Source organism: Shewanella sp. ZOR0012, from assembly GCF_000798835.1.
Lineage (GTDB): Bacteria > Pseudomonadota > Gammaproteobacteria > Enterobacterales > Shewanellaceae > Shewanella > Shewanella xiamenensis.
The window spans coordinates 4,112,892-4,130,542 of the sequence record NZ_JTLE01000094.1 but is presented as its reverse complement, the minus strand read 5'-3'; the positions used below and the strand labels follow the sequence as shown (position 1 = coordinate 4,130,542).

Sequence of the window (17,651 nt, the reverse complement as noted above, 5' to 3'; positions counted from 1 at the left end):
AACGGCCTCAATTATTTACATTGCGCAGCGAGTTGCCCGAGCATCATTTGACTATCAGCAAAACTAAAGGCATCACGCATGGTTTGCCGCAGAAAAGCGTTCATTGCAGGTTGTAGACGTATCGCATTATCAATACGAGGATCGCTCCCTTGTGCATAAGCGCCAATCGAAATCAGATCCTTATTCTGCTGATAAAGGGAATAGGTTTGCTTGACGCGGCGCATGGCCTCAAGATGTTCATTGGAAATTACCATAGGCGCCACACGGCTAATAGAAGCCTCAATATCAATGGCAGGATAGTGCCCAGAATCAGCAAGCGATCGTGACAGCACAATATGACCATCGAGGATCGCCCGAGAAGCATCGGCAATCGGGTCCTGTTGGTCATCGCCCTCGGTTAGTACAGTGTAAAATGCGGTGATAGAACCTTGTCCAGGCCCGCCATTACCCGCCCGTTCAACCAGACGCGGCAATTTAGCAAATACCGAAGGTGGATAACCTTTAGTCGCCGGCGGTTCACCGACTGCCAAGGCAATCTCACGCTGCGCTTGGGCGTAACGAGTCAGACTATCCATTAATAACAATACGTTATAGCCTAAATCACGAAAATATTCAGCGATACGAGTCGAGGTTTCACAGGCGCGAAGGCGCATCAGCGGTGAAGTATCGGCGGGTGCCGCCACCACAACAGAACGCGCTCTCCCCTTTTCACCTAGGATTTCTTCAATAAATTCTTTAACTTCGCGGCCACGCTCCCCAACGAGCCCCACCACAATAATGTCGGCCGTGGTACCTCGGGTCATCATACCTAACAGCACACTCTTACCCACACCTGAGCCCGCAAACAAGCCCATACGTTGTCCCTTGCCAACAGTTAACATGGCATTGATGGCGCGAACGCCCACATCGAGTGGTTCAGTGATCGCACGGCGAGAAAGTGGGTTGATGGCGTTACTATGTCTTGGCGCCTGCTGTTCGGTAGATAATGCGCCGAGGCCGTCTAACGGCACACCATTACCGTCGAGCACGCGCCCTAACAGGGATAAGCCCACATTCAGACCCGCCTGCTCTCCAAGGGGAACAACCCGCGCGCCAGGTAACACGCCACGCAGCTCTTCAATTGGCATGAGATATAATAATTCATCATCAAAACCAACGACTTCGGCAATTAACTCTCCAGCCATGGTCTCAATAGAACACAAACTACCGACGGGTGCTCGACAGCCACTTGCCTCTAAGGTTAAGCCGACAACGCGCACTAATTGCCCACAGGCAACGGCGCGAAATGGGGGCACTTTATTGATGCAATGATTCAGTTTATTCAGCAGTTGATGGCGGCGATTGTGCATCTTGCTCTCCATCAGCTTGCGGTTGTGTTAACAGTTCATTATCGTCCAGTGTCGATTTAGGGACGATTTTAGCGGCATTTTCGTCATCAAGTGCAGCTTGTCGCTGTTGTTGCTGTAACGCTAAGTGAGATTGCTGATTACGCAGTGATTCAAACACAGCATCAATCCGTGAGGAAAGGGTTAAATCGACCAACGAGCGTTGGCTACTGATAATACAATCCCCCACCGTTAAGCTAGGATCGGCCTCTAATTGCCACTGATTACGGTTCAATTGGGTACTAGAATATAAGGTTTCAACCAAGGCAACATCATCGGAATGCATGCGAATACTGACGCTTTGCTCCTTGATTGGCAGAGATTCGACCCCTAAACGTAGCGCCGACAGGATTTGTTCTGGATGAGTTTTAAGTTCATGACCAATCACAGATTTAGCCAGCGCCATAGTGAGTGTCATTAAGGAATGTTCAATATCGCCATCGAGTATTTGCAATGGCTTTTCAAATTGGCTTAACAGCCCTTCGAAGCGGCTGACTAATGCCTTGGCTTCAGCAAGCCCAGCCTCAAGCCCTTGCTCATGACCTTGGGCTAGGCCCTCGGTATGGCCTTGCTCTAAACCTTCAAGTCTGCCCTGCTCCAGTCCTTCGGCATAACCTTGTGTCTTACCTTCGTTAAAGCCTTCTTCTTCGGCTTGAGCGCGAATATCTTCAATTTCCGCCATGGTGGGTGGCGCAATGGTTTCGGCGGCCACCGCCTTCGGCGCTTGCTGCGGCGAATAACCAAAGAGGTTTGAAATACTCACCTCTTCGGTTTGGGTCACATCGGGCAATTGCCAATGGCTAAACTCAAGCTCAGCGTCGCTGACCCCCCTGTGGGACAATTTATTGTCGCTATTGTCGCTCCGATTAGAGGAACTCATCGCCACCACCGCCGCCTAACATGATTTCACCACTGTCACTTAACCGACGTGCAATTGACAGAATTTCTTTTTGGGCGATTTCCACTTCGCTGATCCGAATTGGGCCCATGGCTTCTAAATCGTCACGCAGCAATTCGGCGGCCCGTTTAGACATATTGCCTAAAATCTTATCTTTGAGCTGATCGTCTGCGCCCTTCAGCGCCTTCATCAATACATCCTGCTGCACTTCACGCAGCAAGGTTTGAATACCACGATCGTCCACATCGATAAGGTTTTCAAATACAAACATTAAGTCTTGGATTTGCTGCGCCATTTCCTCGTCGGTTTCGCGCATGGTTTCCATCAACTGACTTTCAACACCCGTATCGAGGTAGTTCATAATGTTGGCCGCCGCCTTTAGGCCGCCCATCTTCGCTGCTTGCGCACCACCTTGGCCGGCGAATTGTTTCTCCATGATGTCGTTTAATTCTTGCAATGCTGCAGGTTGCACTTCTTCAAGATTGGCGATACGCATCATTAAGTCTAAGCGGGTATTCTCAGGGAACTGGCCGAAAATTTCTGCGGCTTGATCTGGCTCTAAATACGATAAAACAATGGTTTGGATCTGTGGATGTTCGTTTTGGATGATAGTCGCGACTTGGCGCGCATCCATCCATTTAAGGGAATCCAAACCTTTGGCGCCGCTGCCCATGATAATTTGTTCAATTAAATTACCAGCTTTGTCTTCACCTAGGGCCGCCGTTAACGCTTTACGGACGAACTCTTCGCTGTTGAAGCCAATAGAAGAATATTTTTGAATATCATCGAGAAACAGCTTATGCACTCCGATGACTTTTTCCTGACCAAAGTCTTCCATGGCCGCCATTGCCATACCCACTTTTTGCACTTGTTTAGGTTCTAAGTGCTTTAAAATAGAGGCGGCATCGGCTTCACTCAAACTTAACAGTAAAATCGCCGTTTTTTCGATGCCACTGAGATCCTTAATATTGAAACTTGAGGTTTCAGCGGCGTCTTTTGATTTATTCTCAGCCATTGTCTTGTAACCAGTTTTTCACGACTTGGGTTGAAAGCTCGGGCTCATTGGCCACAAGCGCACGGATAGCTTTAATCATATCATCATCTTTATGCAGATTAGGGATAAGAATTGAGCCATCGTCGGCATAACTATACTCTGCTTCTTTGGTATTGAGCATCCCTAAGGTGTCAGCAGCATATTGATCCTCAATCTCGGCGAGCTCATTACCCAATCTTGCATCGTCTGGCATGTTAACGCTGTCAGGATAGATTAAACGTTTGAGCATTGGGCGCACCACGGCAAGGATCAGCACTAAGATAACTAAGGCACCGATACCTAACTTTACTGCACGCCAGAACCAAGGCTGTTCCCAAAGTTCAGGGGCAGGCACATCTTCAACCAATTGATCCATAAAGGGAACAGTGACTACCTCTAAAACATCACCCCGCTGCGCGCTAAAGCCTACCGCACCTTCCAACAAACGGCGGATATTGGTTAATTCTTGCTCGGTACGAGCAACGCGTGCCACTTGCCCATTTTCACCCGCAGCGCCCGGTTTAAAGTCCACCGCAACTGACACACTCACGCGGCGCACTACGCCAATTTGCTGACGGGTATGGCTGATGGTGGTGTCTAATTCAAAATTACGAGTGGCTTCGCGGTGCGAGTTACCTGCGGTAACACTTTCGGTAGCTTTATCAGCCTCCTGAGGAATATTAGATTCCATCGGAGGTTGGTTCGATAATGCGCCAGGGATCCCCCCACTCGAGCCACCAGTAGAGTTATTTTCAACCGTCATTTCACTGCGTAGTGACGGTAAATCTGGATTAAACCGTTTGGCCGTTTGTTCAACAGCGGTGAAATCCATACTCACATCCACTTGGGAGGTAAAATTATCAGGCCCGAGAATAGGCGATAAAATCGAATCAATTTTAGTCCGGTATTCGGTTTCTTTTTGCTGTACCAACTCAAGCTCACGACGAGCTCTCGCAGAAACACCATCTTGGCTACCGGAGTTGAGTAAGCGACCATTAGAATCGGTTACCGTGACGCGTGAAGGCTCTAAGCCCTGAACCGCAGAAGCGACGATATCAACGATGGCATCAACTTCACCTTGGCCTAAGCCACCACGGCGAGTGTTAATTACAACTGTTGCACTTGGCTGAGAAGTATTACGGGCAAATACGTTTTCTTTGGGGAGTGCCAAAATCACTTTAGCGCGGCTTACGCTTTGTAACTGTTCAATCGCGCGGGCAAGGTTTTCTTCTTGGCTATGCTTGAGGCGAGCCTGTTCCATTCTTTGGCTCACACCAAAACCACTGTCTTGGGTAAGAAAGTCTTGGGTCGATGCAGCAGGACTATTAACCCCTGCACGGCTAAGCATCATTTTGACTTCTTGGTATTTATCTTCTGGCACTTTAACAACATCAACTTCGATCTGATATTTGATCTTGTTTTTATCAAGTACATCGAGTACTTGCACCATTTCCTGAGTTTCCATTTTACCCAATGGACGGTACTCAGGCTCCTGTGCCCAGATCATGACAAACACGGCTAACGCCAAACAAATGGCGAGGGCTAAAATCATGGTGATTTGACGCATCATATCGACGCCACCGAGACTCCCCAGCACGCCGGATTTATTTTCCTGTTGGACCCCTTGGTCCATTACGCCGGCATTCGATCCGACAATCATTTCTGTGCTCACGATTCGTACCTGCTAATTGCGTTATTCAAGGCCTAAACAGGCATGCTCATTATTTCTTTATAAGCTTCAACGAGCTTATTGCGCACTTGGACAGTGGCTTCAAAGGCAACACTGGCCTTTTCGCGGGCGATAACAGTATCAGACAAGCTCACGGTGGTATCACCCATTTCTAAGCGAGTCGCGAGGTTAGATGAGGTTGACTGCAAACCACTCACATTACCAATGGCTTGTGAAAGTAGCTGGCCAAAGTCAGCACCGCTGGTGTTATTCACTTGCTGCACAATATTATTAGGTGAAATCCCAAAAGAGGGTTTGATTTCACCTTGAAGTGACTGCATTTCTTGCAGTAATGAATTCGCGCCAATTTGCATGTCGTGCTCCCCATCGTCGAGTTATTGACGATTAAACTCTCAAGATAACGAGGATATGCAAAACTACGGCCAAGTTTTTACTTGGCCGAGCTAAAAAGAATTGCAGGGGTCATAGGTGTGAAATCGCCAAAGGATAACCAGTGGCGATGGTGCTAGAAAGGTTGCAAAACTCAACTTAGTTAGGCAATTGAATCCCCATATCGCGCATTCTGGCCATCTTGTATCTTAAGGTGCGCGCGCTGATCCCAAGTTTCTCAGCAACCAACTTACGGCTGCCTTGGCATTGCGCTAGGGTTTCGAGAATGATCACATGTTCCTGCGCCTTTAACTCTTCACCTAACCCCTCTGGCTCACTGCAATATTCAGCATCATCGGACGATAACGGCACATCTTGAGCATCAATAATAATGTCATTGGCAGTAATCACCGTACCTGATCGCAAAATCAAGGCTCGCTGCACAACGTTATCGAGCTCTCGCACATTACCTGGCCAGCGATGGCTAAGTAAACGGCGGCATGCGGCCTCATCAAATTCGGGTACGTCGATGATACTCAGTGCCTTTGCGTGTTTTGTGAGTAAATGCCGAGCTAAGGGTAAAATATCCGCAGGCCGTTGATTCAGTGCAGGCCAAGTCAGTGGAAACACGTTAATACGATAATAGAGATCTTCCCGGAATTGCCCTGCGGCAACCACGGCCTTTAAATCCCGATTCGAAGTGGCAAGCACCCGAACATCTAACTTAATGGTTTTGCGACCGCCTAAACGCTCCACTTCGCGCTCTTGCAATACGCGCAGCAGTTTGGCCTGTAACCCTAAATCCATCTCTGAAATTTCATCGAGTAATAAAGTTCCGCCCTGTGCTTGTTCGAATTTACCGGGGCATGCCTGATAAGCACCGGTAAAGGCGCCCTTTTCATAACCAAATAAGGTCGCCTCGAGCATATTCTCGGGGATGGCCGCACAGTTGATGGCCACAAATGCTTGGTCGGCACGGCTGCTATGTTGATGAATATAACGGGCTAGCACTTCTTTACCCGAGCCGCTTGGCCCAAGGATCATCACAGAAGCATCGGATGCTGCCACCCGCTGTGCCAGAGACAAGAGCGCAAGACTCTTTTCATCGGCAACCACAGGTTGATCGCTATTTTGTTTAAGTGGTAAATAGCGGGAAACTTGATTGAGCAACACCTCTGGAGCGAAGGGTTTTGCCAGATAATCGACGGCGCCCAATTTAATTGCACTGACCGCACTGCCTATAGTGGCGTACGCCGTCATTAACAGCACGGGCAATTTGGGATGATGTTGCTGTAGGTAATTTAATAAGCCTAAGCCACCAATCCCCTGCATTTGCACATCGCTGATCACAAGATCAAATTGATGCTGTTTTAGTGCGATTATGGCTTCTTCACCAGATGCCACATCAATACAGTCGTATTGTGCCAACATTAAGGTGTCCAGCAACGCCTCGCGTAAGGATGCATCGTCCTCAACTAAGAGTAATTTGGCTTCAGACATAGGGTTTCTCCAGCGGCAATACAGTAGCAGATTTAGCCTGCGGGAAAGTAAGCGAAACAGTACAACCTTTATTGGGCATACAGCTTAATTGCAGTTGGCCGCCATGATTACGCACCACAGACTGTACAACGGCTAAGCCTAAACCTGTCCCCTGAGCTTTAGTGGTAAAGAAAGGTTCCAGCACTTTTTGCTGCATTTTGGCATCCAATCCTTTGCCATTATCGATGACATTGAGATGTAACTGTTCATTGCTATCATTAGCAACGATTTGGATCTGCGTTGCCCCGGCTTCAAGACTGTTCATCACGAGGTTATTGACGGCTGAACTCAGCGCATTCACATTCGCCAGCATTAAGCTATTAGAAATATTGGTTACCGCCAGTTCAGCGCCATGCTTAGCAACTATTGGTTCACAGTTAGCAACAACATTCTCGATAACATCATTAAGATTAATCAGTTCGCCCAGCTCATCTTGACGTCCTTTAGCCATCAGCAGCATATCGTTCACTTGGCGTTCAAGCTCATTAAGTCTATCCACTAATTTCTGCTGAAATTTTGCCTTAGCAGATTCCGATAATTTGGGACTGGCCAGATTAGCAGCATAGAGCAGTGCAGCCGACAGTGGCGTACGCACCTGATGCGCCAGCGTCGCGACCATTTTACCGAGGGCTGACAGGCGCTGCAGATGGGAAAGATTCTTTTGCAGTAGACGAGTTTCGGTCAGATCCGTCAGCACAATTAATTGGCCAGGTTCCGGCGTTAATGGGGTAATCGCAAATTTGACTCGGCGGCCATTGCGTAATGAGACTTCATGGCCATCATCGTCCTGTGGCGCAAACGCCGTATGGATCACATCAATCCAGCGGGCGCCGCATAACGACTGCTCCAGCAATTCGACGGCAACGGGGTTTGCATCAGTGACAATACCATCACCGTTCAAAATCACCACGCCAGAGGGCATAGCCTGTAAAATATGCTCCATCCGATTGGACATATTGGCGGCCTCACGCAGTTGGTTCCATTGTTTGCTAGTGTGCTTGAATGTTTCAATTTGCGCTAGTGGATGAGCAGACATAGTCACTCCGTCAAAAAATTGCTTATGACGGAGTGTTTGCAGATTCTATGCCAAATTAAGAAATGAATTTAGATAGATAAAACAATAAGATAAATAACATCAAAATGACTATTCTTTCGTCATTCCGTACTTACGCATTTTCTCAACCAAGGTAGTACGGCGAATACCGAGCATTTCTGCAGCACGCGCAACGACGTTATCCTGCAGCTCTAACGCCTGACGAATCATATCGATTTCAAGCTCAGCCAGCAGATCCTTGAGGTTAACGCCTTCAGGTGGTAACTCACTGGGGAAACGCGTTTCAGGAATTTCTACTGGCTCTTCGCTGGTGAAAATCGAAGCGAGCGCATCACGTTCTTGCTGCTCTTCACTGAGTTCGACACTATACTCAGGCACATCAATATGACGATACTTTATCGGCAAGTCGTTCACATCGACTAAACCGCCTGGATATAAAATCGTTAGGCGTTCAACAAGGTTAGATAACTCCCGGACGTTACCTGACCAAGCATGTTCTTTTAACGATTCAATAGCACGCTGAGTAAAACGAACTTTGCCACGCCCCTCGTTATAGACACGACTCACTAACTCTTGCAGCAGTAAAGGAACATCATCCTTACGCTCACTTAATGCTGGCATTTCGATCGGGAAGACGTTAAGGCGGTAATAAAGATCTTCACGGAACTCATTGCTGCTGATCATAGTTTCAAGATCCCTATGGGTTGCCGCTACGACACGTACATCAGCATTAATTGTTTTAGTTCCCCCAACACGCTCAAAGACACGTTCTTGCAACACGCGCAGCAATTTTACCTGCATTTGCAAAGGCATGTCGCCAATTTCATCGAGGAACAGCGTGCCACCTTCGGCAAGTTCGAAACGGCCCTTACGAGAACTAATTGCCCCAGTAAAAGAGCCCTTTTCATGGCCAAATAATTCACTCTCCAATAACTCAGGCGGAATCGCGCCACAGTTAACCGGAATAAAAGGACCATCTCGGCGCTCAGATAAATAATGAATATTCCGAGCAACCACTTCCTTACCTGTCCCCGACTGACCCAGGACTAATACAGTGGCATCAGAGGTGGCGACTTGGCTAATCAAGTGACGCACATTGGCAATGCCTTCACTACGACCCACTAAGCTACGAAACAGTTTGGTTTGATTTGCACTGGTTGGGACTTGTGGACGTTTGACTTGCCCATAAACCTGACAAAAATGCAGGAGTTCGGTTAGTTGTGGGTAGTTTAATGGCTCTTCAATGTGACCCAGTACATTCGACACTTGCAGATCATCTACATTGCCAAATAACAAAATGGGTTGCCATGGGTACTGACTCGCAAGTGACTTGAGAGCATCAGCTGGCATGTTATCAGCAGTGACCACTAAAGCGCGGAACCGGGTATCTTGCAGACAAAGACTTAACTTTTCGATGGCGACGATTTCAATCTGCTCACCCAAAAATTCAAAAATGCAACACAGGCGACTTAAGCGCTCTGATGGGGTTCCGACAAGTAAAATTCGTTGATCTGTTTGCATCATTCAGTAGGCCGTAAAGCGCTAATTAGGTATCAATTCGCATTAATTATTTATGATTAGTTGCTGTAAAAGCTTAACAAATTCAATGTAACAATCTGTGCCACCATCACTACTGTGATGAATATTGTATTATCAGCAGTCGAGAAGCAAGCCTCGAATGCCGATTCTGCCAAACTGAATTGATTTTAGTTCATTTAAGCTATGATTCTAGCTAAAAAGGTCAATTAATTGACACAAGACAAAAAAGACGCACTTTAGGGTGCGTCTTTTTCATTACTTAAAAGTAGGGTTAACGAGCTTCTTCAGTATGGGAAGAGATATTGTGTTTATCTACAGGGATGGCATCCCACCCTTCTTTGATGGTTCGTAAAATATCACAAACATCATCAATGGCCTTTACATCGTTATTGAGGTTAGCTTCAGAAATCTTACGTAACATAAAATCGTATAAATCACTCAAATTTTTAGCTATTTGCCCACCAGCATCCATATTTAAACTATTACTTAGCCCAATAATGATACCGACGGCTTTATTTATATAAATCCCTTTATTGACTAAATCATTCTGCTCAATCGCATAACGGCTTTGTGCAAGGCGCTGTAGAGCACCAGCAAACATCAACTGAATAATTCTATGTGGGGAAGCAACTGTAATTTCACTTTCAAGTGAAACCTTACGATATGATTGCAGTGATCCTCTCATAAACACCTACCTATTTGAATCTATAGTCTCATAAACACTGATCTGGCGCTTATTCTTATTGCTCGCATGTAATAATGCTTGCCTGTCAGCCATGATAATACTCGCCTTTTTCGAAAAGTCCTGAGTAAATTCAAGCTGACGCTGAAGATAGTTAGCATCCGTCATATTGGCATCGGCGACTAATACATTGAGTAAAAGTTGACGCTCGTCTACCATACTCTGCAAATTTGAGACCAAGTCATCTGTTTGGGGATCCTCAGCAGGAATTCGGTTTAGCTGCTCTAACACTTGCGCAAGTGTAATATTAAGCTCATCGAGTTGCTTCACAACAATATTCCTTTTTACTTAGATCGATTTAGCTCTTTTTAACTGCACCAGGCAAAGAGTTTAGTCGGTCAACTAAGCCGCTACTCTGCTGATTGAGTTGCCCAACAACAAGATCCATCGCATTAAACTGTTTGGTTAAACGGGCGGTTAGTTGGTCCATCTTCAATGTAAATGCAGCTCTTTGATCAGCTAAACGACTTTGCTGACTCGTATAGCTAGACTGACGATCAGCAATCAAACCTGTTGATTTAACATAGCTATTAGCAAGATCGTTAAACCGATTAGCAAGACCTTTATCTGGAGTTGCAAACAGTGCTTCAACGCTCGGCATATCTTCGGTGAGTGCTTTATTGAGTTTTGTGTCATCTACGGATAATTTTCCGTATCTGTCTGTTTTAATACCAATATCATAAAGCGCTATTGAACCACCATCCGCAGTGGGAACACGTCCACTTGCCACACTGCGAAGCTGGGATTCAATTGAGCGAATCATAGAGTCGCCCTGTAATGCGGCAGCCGTTTTTTTGTCTTTGTCGTAGGCGGACATCTTATCGATGGCCGTCACTAAACTATTGTAGGCATCAACAAAAGCTTGAACGTTTGTTTTTACAGCTTCATTGTCTTGCTCAATTTTAATCGTCGTTGTTTTAGCAACATCGGCATTGGTTAAATTCAGTGTCACACCGGTTATGGCATTTTTTACTTCATTACTTTGTGAGGTGACTTTTTGACCATCAATATAAAGTACTGCATTTTTAGCATCTTGCAATATCGAAGTATTGCCAGAACCAAACATATCAGTAACCCCAGAACCAGACGAATTCGTTGCGGTAAGACTAATTTGGTTATCTTCACCGGTTTTATTTGAGCTAAACACTAACCGGCTTCCTGCATCGCTGGTAATCACAGTTGCAGTGACACCAACATTATCAGAAGCTTCATTGACTTTTTTGGCAATTGTAGCCAAAGAATCGGTAGCTGCTATATCAACAGAAAAGCTTTTACCATTAACACCAAATGCTAAACTACCCTCCCCTACTGGTTGTGTAGCATCGGTAACATTGGTACCAGCAATCTTATGGTTAGTTGCTAATTGCTCAACTTTAATCCCATAGCTACCAGCTTGAGCTGTTTTTTCAGCTTTTGCGCTAAGGTATGCATCAGTGCTAACAGATATTTTCCGTTGATTTAACGCATCACCTGTTTGAAGTTTCTTAACGGCATCCTGAAACGTAGATAGCGCACTCTTTAAAGTCCCCATTGCAGAAACTTTTGCTTTGATGCTGTCTTCCGTCTTATTAAACATCGCTTCTTTGGGGGCTTTCTCAGCATCAACTAACACTTTTACGATGTTAGAAATGTCTAAACCAGACCCCATACCTGTCGCTGTTAATGCCATAAAAACCTCTCACTCATCAACGGATAAATTACTGTGTGGTGTGAGTTTTAAGCTTCTGTCTTCATTAGCAGACCTGTCACTTCTGACAATTTTTCTGCTAATTTTAGTGCTTCCTCACTCGGCATCTGTCTGATGACATCACCAGTATCTCTATCTAAGACTGTTACTACTGCTTGCCCTGAATTTTCGTCAACTTTAAATGCAAGCCCTTTACGCATCATTGACATCATGTCAGAAAGTTCAGTAGCTACTTGGGTTAACTTTTCAGGATTTTGTTCATCTTCTGTTGCTCTTTGCTCAGTAGACTGTTCAACAGCTGATACGGCAGCATTGCGTTTTAACTCAACATCCGCCGTCGGTGCTTTCAGTGGTACTTGAGCCAAATCAATACGGCTAGGAACCTGCATTGACGTGCTTGCTATATTAGTATCCATAGCTATACCTCACCATCATAAGCATTTGTCTTTTATACAGCCTAACAAACACTATAACCTAATGATCATTTATGTGGCAAAGGGAGATCCGTCACCGAACCTCCCTTAGAACCTTATGCTTCAATAGATGATTAAAGCAGTGATAAGGCCACTTGAGGTAATTGGTTAGCTTGCGCCAACATTGCAGAACCTGTTTGTTGCAACACTTGGTTCTTGGTCATTTGTGACGTTTCTTTCGCAAAGTCAACGTCTACAATACGGCTCTTCGCATCGGCAACGTTTGCTTGGGTGTTAGCACTGTTACTGATGTTATGGGCTAAACGGTTTTGGATAGCACCTAAATCCGCACGTTGCGCGTCAATTGTTTTGATTGCTGCGTCAATTTTCTTTAAAGATGATGCTCGGGCAGCTGATGTTGTATTACCTAAAGAGCCGACAGATAAAGAAGATTTGTTACTGGCTTTTACAGTAACTTTAATATCTTCGCCATCTTGTGCACCAACTTGGAAGCTCTTACCTGCAGAGAAACCACCTGCTAAGAGCTTAGTTGTACCAAAAGCCGTAGTTTTACCAATTTCATCAATCTCGTTGGCGAGTTGATCCATTTCAGCTTTTAGTGCGGTTAAGTCTGCAGTGCTGTTAGCACCGTTTTCAGACTGAACGGTTAAGTCACGCATACGTTGTAACATGTTAGTTTGTTCTTGCATCGCGCCTTCAGCAATCTGTGCAATAGAGATCGCATCGTTGGCGTTACGCATACCCACTTCTAAGCCACGAACCTGACTATTTAAACGGTTAGAAATAGCTAAACCTGCTGCGTCGTCTTTTGCGCTATTAATGCGCAGACCACTGGATAAACGTTCCATTGAAGTGGCCAAACCGCTAGCGGAAGTATTTAAGTTTTTCTGTGCTTTTAAAGATGTAACGTTTGTGTTTACTGTAATGGCCATGATCGTTTCCTCTTTATACCTGGCTTGTCTAAACTTGCCTGTCTACTTAAGCCAGGCGGGTCTTAGTGGTTACAGTATATTTAACGGCCGTCTTTTTTTTATCTTTAGTATTATTTTTGAAAAATTTTTATCTTTATAAAAAATCTTTTTTTTCATAGAGATAAATATTTTAAATTAAAAAACTTTGCCTACTTTTCTAAACATAGCTAGAAAAAGTAGGCAAAAGTACTCTACAAAAATGCGCCAAATGAAACTTAACCCAACAGTGACAATGCGACTTGCGGTAATTGATTTGCTTGAGCTAGCATCGCAGAACCCGTTTGTTGTAAAACCTGATTCTTGGTCATTGCAGAGGTTTCTTTTGCAAAATCCACATCCACAATACGGCTCTTCGCATCAGCAACGTTTGCTTGAGTGTTCGCACTGTTACTAATGTTATGTGATAAACGATTTTGAACCGCACCTAAATCGGCGCGTTGGGCATCAATCGTTTTAATTGCGGCATCAATTTTCTTCAAAGAAGATGCTCTTGCGGCTGAAGTAGCGTTACCTAATGCAGCTACGGATAAGGATGTTTTATTACTCGCTTTTACCGTAACCTTAATATCTTCACCTTCTTGATGCCCCACTTGGAATACTTTTCCAGCAGAAAAGGTACCTGTAAGCAATTTAGTATTACCAAAAGCAGTACTATTACCAATACTGTCAATCTCTGTTGCCAGTTGATCCATTTCAGCTTTTAAGGCTTCTAAATCAGCTGTACTGTTAGCCCCGTTTTCAGACTGAATGGTCAAATCACGCATACGCTGCAACATGTTGGTTTGCTCTTGCATCGCACCTTCTGCAATTTGTGCGATAGATATTGCATCGTTTGCGTTACGCATACCCACCTCTAAACCACGAACTTGGCTATTTAAGCGGTTAGAAATAGCTAGACCAGCAGCGTCATCTTTCGCACTGTTAATGCGAAGACCGCTCGATAGACGTTCCATAGAGGTTGCTAAACCACTACTAGAGGTATTTAAATTTTTCTGTGCCTTCATCGAAGTCACGTTTGTATTAACTGTAATAGCCATGTTGAGTTCCTCTTCCTAGTTATACCGCCAAGGCTTGGAGCTTGGCTAAATTTTTAACAATTTATCTTACAGAGGGTTAGGTCTTTGCTTTCTGTTAAATAAAGTCAAACAGGGAAACAGAACCCACCTTACTAAACACGTTAGAGACTGCGTTCAATGCAAGCTGCTGCTTTTCAAATTCCGTAATCGCTGACGCATAATCCAGATCTTCCAGAAGTGATAGTGCTGAAGTATTCACCACTTTCTCCTCTGTATGTGTATCCTTGTAGCGCTCGACGGTTTTCAGATTATTTCCCGCCACACTTCTGGCTGAACTCATCTGATTGACGCCGCTATCGATATTATTCAATAACTGTGCCAACTGAGCTTTTCCTTGGGGAGAATTTGCTGCGTTAGGATCTTCGATCAGAGCGATTGCATTACTGATCGTGTCAAAAATACTGACCTCAGCCTGAGGTTCCATGCTGAAACTATCACCAGCACTGGGTTTACCGTCTATCTTGACCTCTATTCCATTAAAACTCACAGGTGTCGTGGCATCGAAGTTAGCAACGTTTGCGACTGGATTATTTGCTGAATCAAGCACCTGTAGATTGACGCCACCAGAACCGTTATCAGAAAAATTAAAGGTATAAGTATCAGCCACATAAGTCGCTTGATCGGCTATTTTGGCTGTATCAACGTTAAATCCACCTTGCTGGCTGGCCAAATAATTGACGCTATAATCGCCAAGCCCATTGGGAGCCTTCATAAACGCGAGATCGCCAGGAATATTGGTTCCAATGGCAACACCTGATTGCACTAAGCTATCGCGAACCCCAGAATCGCCGCTGTATACGATCTTGGGTGGAGTGGAATTATCAAAAGAGAAGGGTTGTTTGTCGGTACTAAACCCAGAGAACAGATAATTACCCGATTCATCTTTGCTATTGGCAATAGAGAGTAGTTCTTCAAGACTATCTTTCATCTCATCGGCAATCATTTGCCGCTCTGAGTCAGATAAAGTGCCGTTGACAGCACGCATCAACTGTTCACGAATAGAACCTGTTAAGTCTTCCGCACTGCCCAACTTGCTTTCTGTAACGGCAAGGCGGTTATTGGCATAGTCGATATTCTTCATAAATTGATCGACTAAGGCATTACGTTGATTTAGGTTGTCGATACCTAAAGCGGCAACAGGGTCATCCCCAGAGGTGTTGACCTTTTTGCCAGTGCTAAGCTGTTCTAAAATTTTGCTCGTTGCGGTTTGTTTTTGCAGCACGCTAGTAATACTTTGATTAAAGAGCTGCGCGGTTGATAATCGCATCGTCACTTCTCCTAACGCACTGAAGTCAATAGACTGTCAAAAATTTGCTGCGCGGTTGACATAATTCGCGCAGAAGCCTGATAAGCTTGTTGAAAACGCATCAGGTTGGCCGCTTCTTCATCTAAGTTCACGCCTGATTCACTTTCAACTCGGGTATAAGCTTGCTTATAAATGGCTTCTGCAGACCCCACTCGTACTTCAGCTGCTTTTGTTTGACTGCCAATATCCTGTTTGGTCTTTTGAAATACGTCTGCAAGCGTTGACTTACCACCATTCATCACTTTGGTTTCACTCAGTTTTGCCATCGCAACGGCGTTGGTGTTATCGCCCTCTGCAAAAGATAAATCGAAGGTAAATTTGTCACCTGCGGCTGCGCCGCTACTCTCAACTTCAAAGGTAAAACCAAATGCACTGATGCTCGGTGGCGTATAAGGCGCAGCAGCACCGAGTGATGCGCCTGATGCATCAAACGCTTCAAAGGTCGGCGGCACGGCAGTTGTATTTAACTGAATAGTCAGCTCACCCCCTTTTACAGGGAAATTCGCCGCATTACGGTCAGTAATTTGCGTGAGCTTAACTTGAGTGTTACCTGAGTTCGCAGTATCTGCGGTAATTTTGGGCGCCGCGGCAGCGATACCTTTAGGATCGGTCATCACTACTTCAATGCCATTCGCGGCCCCTGCGGTTGGACGAATGGCAAATCTGTCTCCAGAGGCCATGGCGCCAGCTTTAATATCAATAGAAAATCCAGCACCGCCTTCTAACTTAGTGCCGTTTAAGGTAAGCGGCGTTATCGCGCCAGTTTGCGTATCTCTCAGTTGATAGGTCGACGGCGCCGTAAACGACAGTTCATATGAACCACCCGTTAAGGTACTGGTATCATCAATATTGACGCCTAAGGTTGCGTTACCTGTATTACCAGAAAGACCAGCAACACGGCCTAAGGACATTAGAGGATCGTTAATATCTTTGAACATATTTGCGCCAACTTGGCCATTAAGATCAAATCCTTGCGCTTGCAGTTTATTAAAGCTGTCTGCAACCCCTAAGGCCAATTGATCAAGCTCTAAGCTCGCAGGCATCAAAGTTTGGTCACGGTATTCAAACAATGCCCCCAACTGCCCTCCTAACTTGCTAGGATCGGCTTTTACGCTTTGTGAGCCAATGGTCGATACCAATTGCAATTCGTTGGGGAAGGGATCGCCCGTCGTCGTGCTCATCGACATCGCCACTTCCCCCGAAACCAACATGATAGAACCGCCTAACATGATGCTCTTTGCCCCATTATCCAAGGGGATCACATTCACCTGCGCATACTGACTTAACTCTTGCACAAGCGCGTCTTGCTTATCTAATAAAATCGGATCTTGATTAGGCGATTTCATCAACTCAAGATTGAGATTAGCAAGTTCAGTGCTGATCTCATTAATGCGCTTAGTCATCCCAGTGATTTGATCATTGGTTTGATTTAGCTGCCCGTTCAAGGTTGACTGCATTTGATTCAAGCTATTTGCCAGTTGTTTGGCATCATTTAAGGTTGAGCTACGAATACCTAAATCAGCAGGTAAGTCTGCCAAGCTATTTAAGCCTGCAAACAAATCGTTCAAGCTCTGTGGTATCACTTTACCAATTTGGGAGAAAATTTGGTCCAGCTCACTAAGCTTGCCATAGCTAGCCTCAGCCGCACTCAGAGTCGTTTGGCCAATACGCAGTTCGCGCGAGGCATAGTCATTATAAATACGTTTTACATCAGAAACATATGTCCCAGTACCGTAAAAACCATTTCCAAGACGTTGAGAATCTAAGGTGGTTTGGGTTGCCACTTGTCGGTGATAACCCGCGGTATTGGCGTTAGCAATGTTATTACTGGTCACCCCTAGTTGCGACTGAGAAGCGAGCACCCCTGTACGGGCAATGTTTAATAGATCGATAGCCATTAGCCGATACTCCTCAACATTAATGTCTTA

At 45.3% G+C, this 17,651-nt stretch carries 16 protein-coding genes; all 16 read right to left on the bottom strand.

Annotated elements, in window-relative coordinates; genetic code table 11:
• Positions 1 to 11: 11 nt before the first annotated feature.
• The 16 genes from fliI to flgK all read right to left on the bottom strand — a co-directional run bounded on the left by fliI (position 12) and on the right by flgK (position 17,621).
• Positions 12 to 1,349, bottom strand: coding sequence for a flagellar protein export ATPase FliI (fliI, locus tag L976_RS19830; protein ID WP_037420345.1), 1,338 nt, complete (start codon positions 1,347 to 1,349; stop codon positions 12 to 14).
• Positions 1,318 to 2,265, bottom strand: a complete 948-nt coding sequence (gene fliH, locus L976_RS19825) for a flagellar assembly protein FliH (protein ID WP_047539526.1) — start codon at positions 2,263 to 2,265, stop codon at positions 1,318 to 1,320. Before fliH ends, fliI begins: the two co-directional genes overlap by 32 nt.
• Complete coding sequence (fliG, locus tag L976_RS19820) at positions 2,252 to 3,298, bottom strand: flagellar motor switch protein FliG (RefSeq protein WP_011716417.1); 1,047 nt, start codon at positions 3,296 to 3,298, stop codon at positions 2,252 to 2,254. The genes fliH and fliG overlap by 14 nt, the downstream gene beginning before the upstream one ends.
• On the bottom strand, positions 3,291 to 4,976 hold the full coding sequence (gene fliF, locus L976_RS19815) for a flagellar basal-body MS-ring/collar protein FliF (protein WP_037420337.1): 1,686 nt from the start codon (positions 4,974 to 4,976) through the stop codon (positions 3,291 to 3,293). The genes fliG and fliF overlap by 8 nt, the downstream gene beginning before the upstream one ends.
• 44 nt (positions 4,977 to 5,020) lie before the next feature.
• Complete coding sequence (fliE, locus tag L976_RS19810) at positions 5,021 to 5,359, bottom strand: flagellar hook-basal body complex protein FliE (RefSeq protein ID WP_011625692.1); 339 nt, start codon at positions 5,357 to 5,359, stop codon at positions 5,021 to 5,023.
• Positions 5,360 to 5,534: 175 nt separating this feature from the next.
• Positions 5,535 to 6,875, bottom strand: a complete 1,341-nt coding sequence (locus L976_RS19805; RefSeq protein WP_047539524.1) for a sigma-54-dependent transcriptional regulator — start codon at positions 6,873 to 6,875, stop codon at positions 5,535 to 5,537.
• Positions 6,868 to 7,950, bottom strand: a complete 1,083-nt coding sequence (locus L976_RS19800) for a sensor histidine kinase (protein WP_047539523.1) — start codon at positions 7,948 to 7,950, stop codon at positions 6,868 to 6,870. The genes L976_RS19805 and L976_RS19800 overlap by 8 nt, the downstream gene beginning before the upstream one ends.
• Before the next feature lie 108 nt (positions 7,951 to 8,058).
• Positions 8,059 to 9,492: a sigma-54 dependent transcriptional regulator gene (locus L976_RS19795; protein ID WP_047539521.1), complete on the bottom strand. Its 1,434-nt coding sequence runs from the start codon at positions 9,490 to 9,492 to the stop codon at positions 8,059 to 8,061.
• Positions 9,493 to 9,778: 286 nt separating this feature from the next.
• Positions 9,779 to 10,192 (bottom strand): flagellar export chaperone FliS, encoded by a 414-nt coding sequence (fliS, locus tag L976_RS19790; protein ID WP_047539519.1) that lies wholly within the window; start codon positions 10,190 to 10,192, stop codon positions 9,779 to 9,781.
• 6 nt (positions 10,193 to 10,198) lie between these two features.
• Positions 10,199 to 10,519: a hypothetical protein gene (locus L976_RS19785; protein ID WP_047539517.1), complete on the bottom strand. Its 321-nt coding sequence runs from the start codon at positions 10,517 to 10,519 to the stop codon at positions 10,199 to 10,201.
• 28 nt (positions 10,520 to 10,547) lie between these two features.
• Positions 10,548 to 11,918, bottom strand: a complete 1,371-nt coding sequence (fliD, locus tag L976_RS19780) for a flagellar filament capping protein FliD (RefSeq protein ID WP_047539515.1) — start codon at positions 11,916 to 11,918, stop codon at positions 10,548 to 10,550.
• 47 nt (positions 11,919 to 11,965) lie between these two features.
• Positions 11,966 to 12,352, bottom strand: coding sequence for a flagellar protein FlaG (locus L976_RS19775; RefSeq protein WP_047539514.1), 387 nt, complete (start codon positions 12,350 to 12,352; stop codon positions 11,966 to 11,968).
• 131 nt (positions 12,353 to 12,483) lie between these two features.
• Positions 12,484 to 13,302, bottom strand: coding sequence for a flagellin N-terminal helical domain-containing protein (locus L976_RS19770; protein ID WP_047539512.1), 819 nt, complete (start codon positions 13,300 to 13,302; stop codon positions 12,484 to 12,486).
• 254 nt (positions 13,303 to 13,556) lie between these two features.
• Positions 13,557 to 14,378, bottom strand: a complete 822-nt coding sequence (locus L976_RS19765) for a flagellin N-terminal helical domain-containing protein (RefSeq protein ID WP_047539510.1) — start codon at positions 14,376 to 14,378, stop codon at positions 13,557 to 13,559.
• A 94-nt stretch (positions 14,379 to 14,472) separates the two neighbouring features.
• Entirely contained in the window at positions 14,473 to 15,684 is a 1,212-nt protein-coding gene (gene flgL / locus L976_RS19760; protein ID WP_047539508.1) for a flagellar hook-associated protein FlgL, read from the bottom strand.
• A gap of 11 nt (positions 15,685 to 15,695) precedes the next feature.
• Positions 15,696 to 17,621: a flagellar hook-associated protein FlgK gene (gene flgK / locus L976_RS19755; protein ID WP_047539506.1), complete on the bottom strand. Its 1,926-nt coding sequence runs from the start codon at positions 17,619 to 17,621 to the stop codon at positions 15,696 to 15,698.
• Between the last annotated feature and the right edge of the window lie 30 nt (positions 17,622 to 17,651).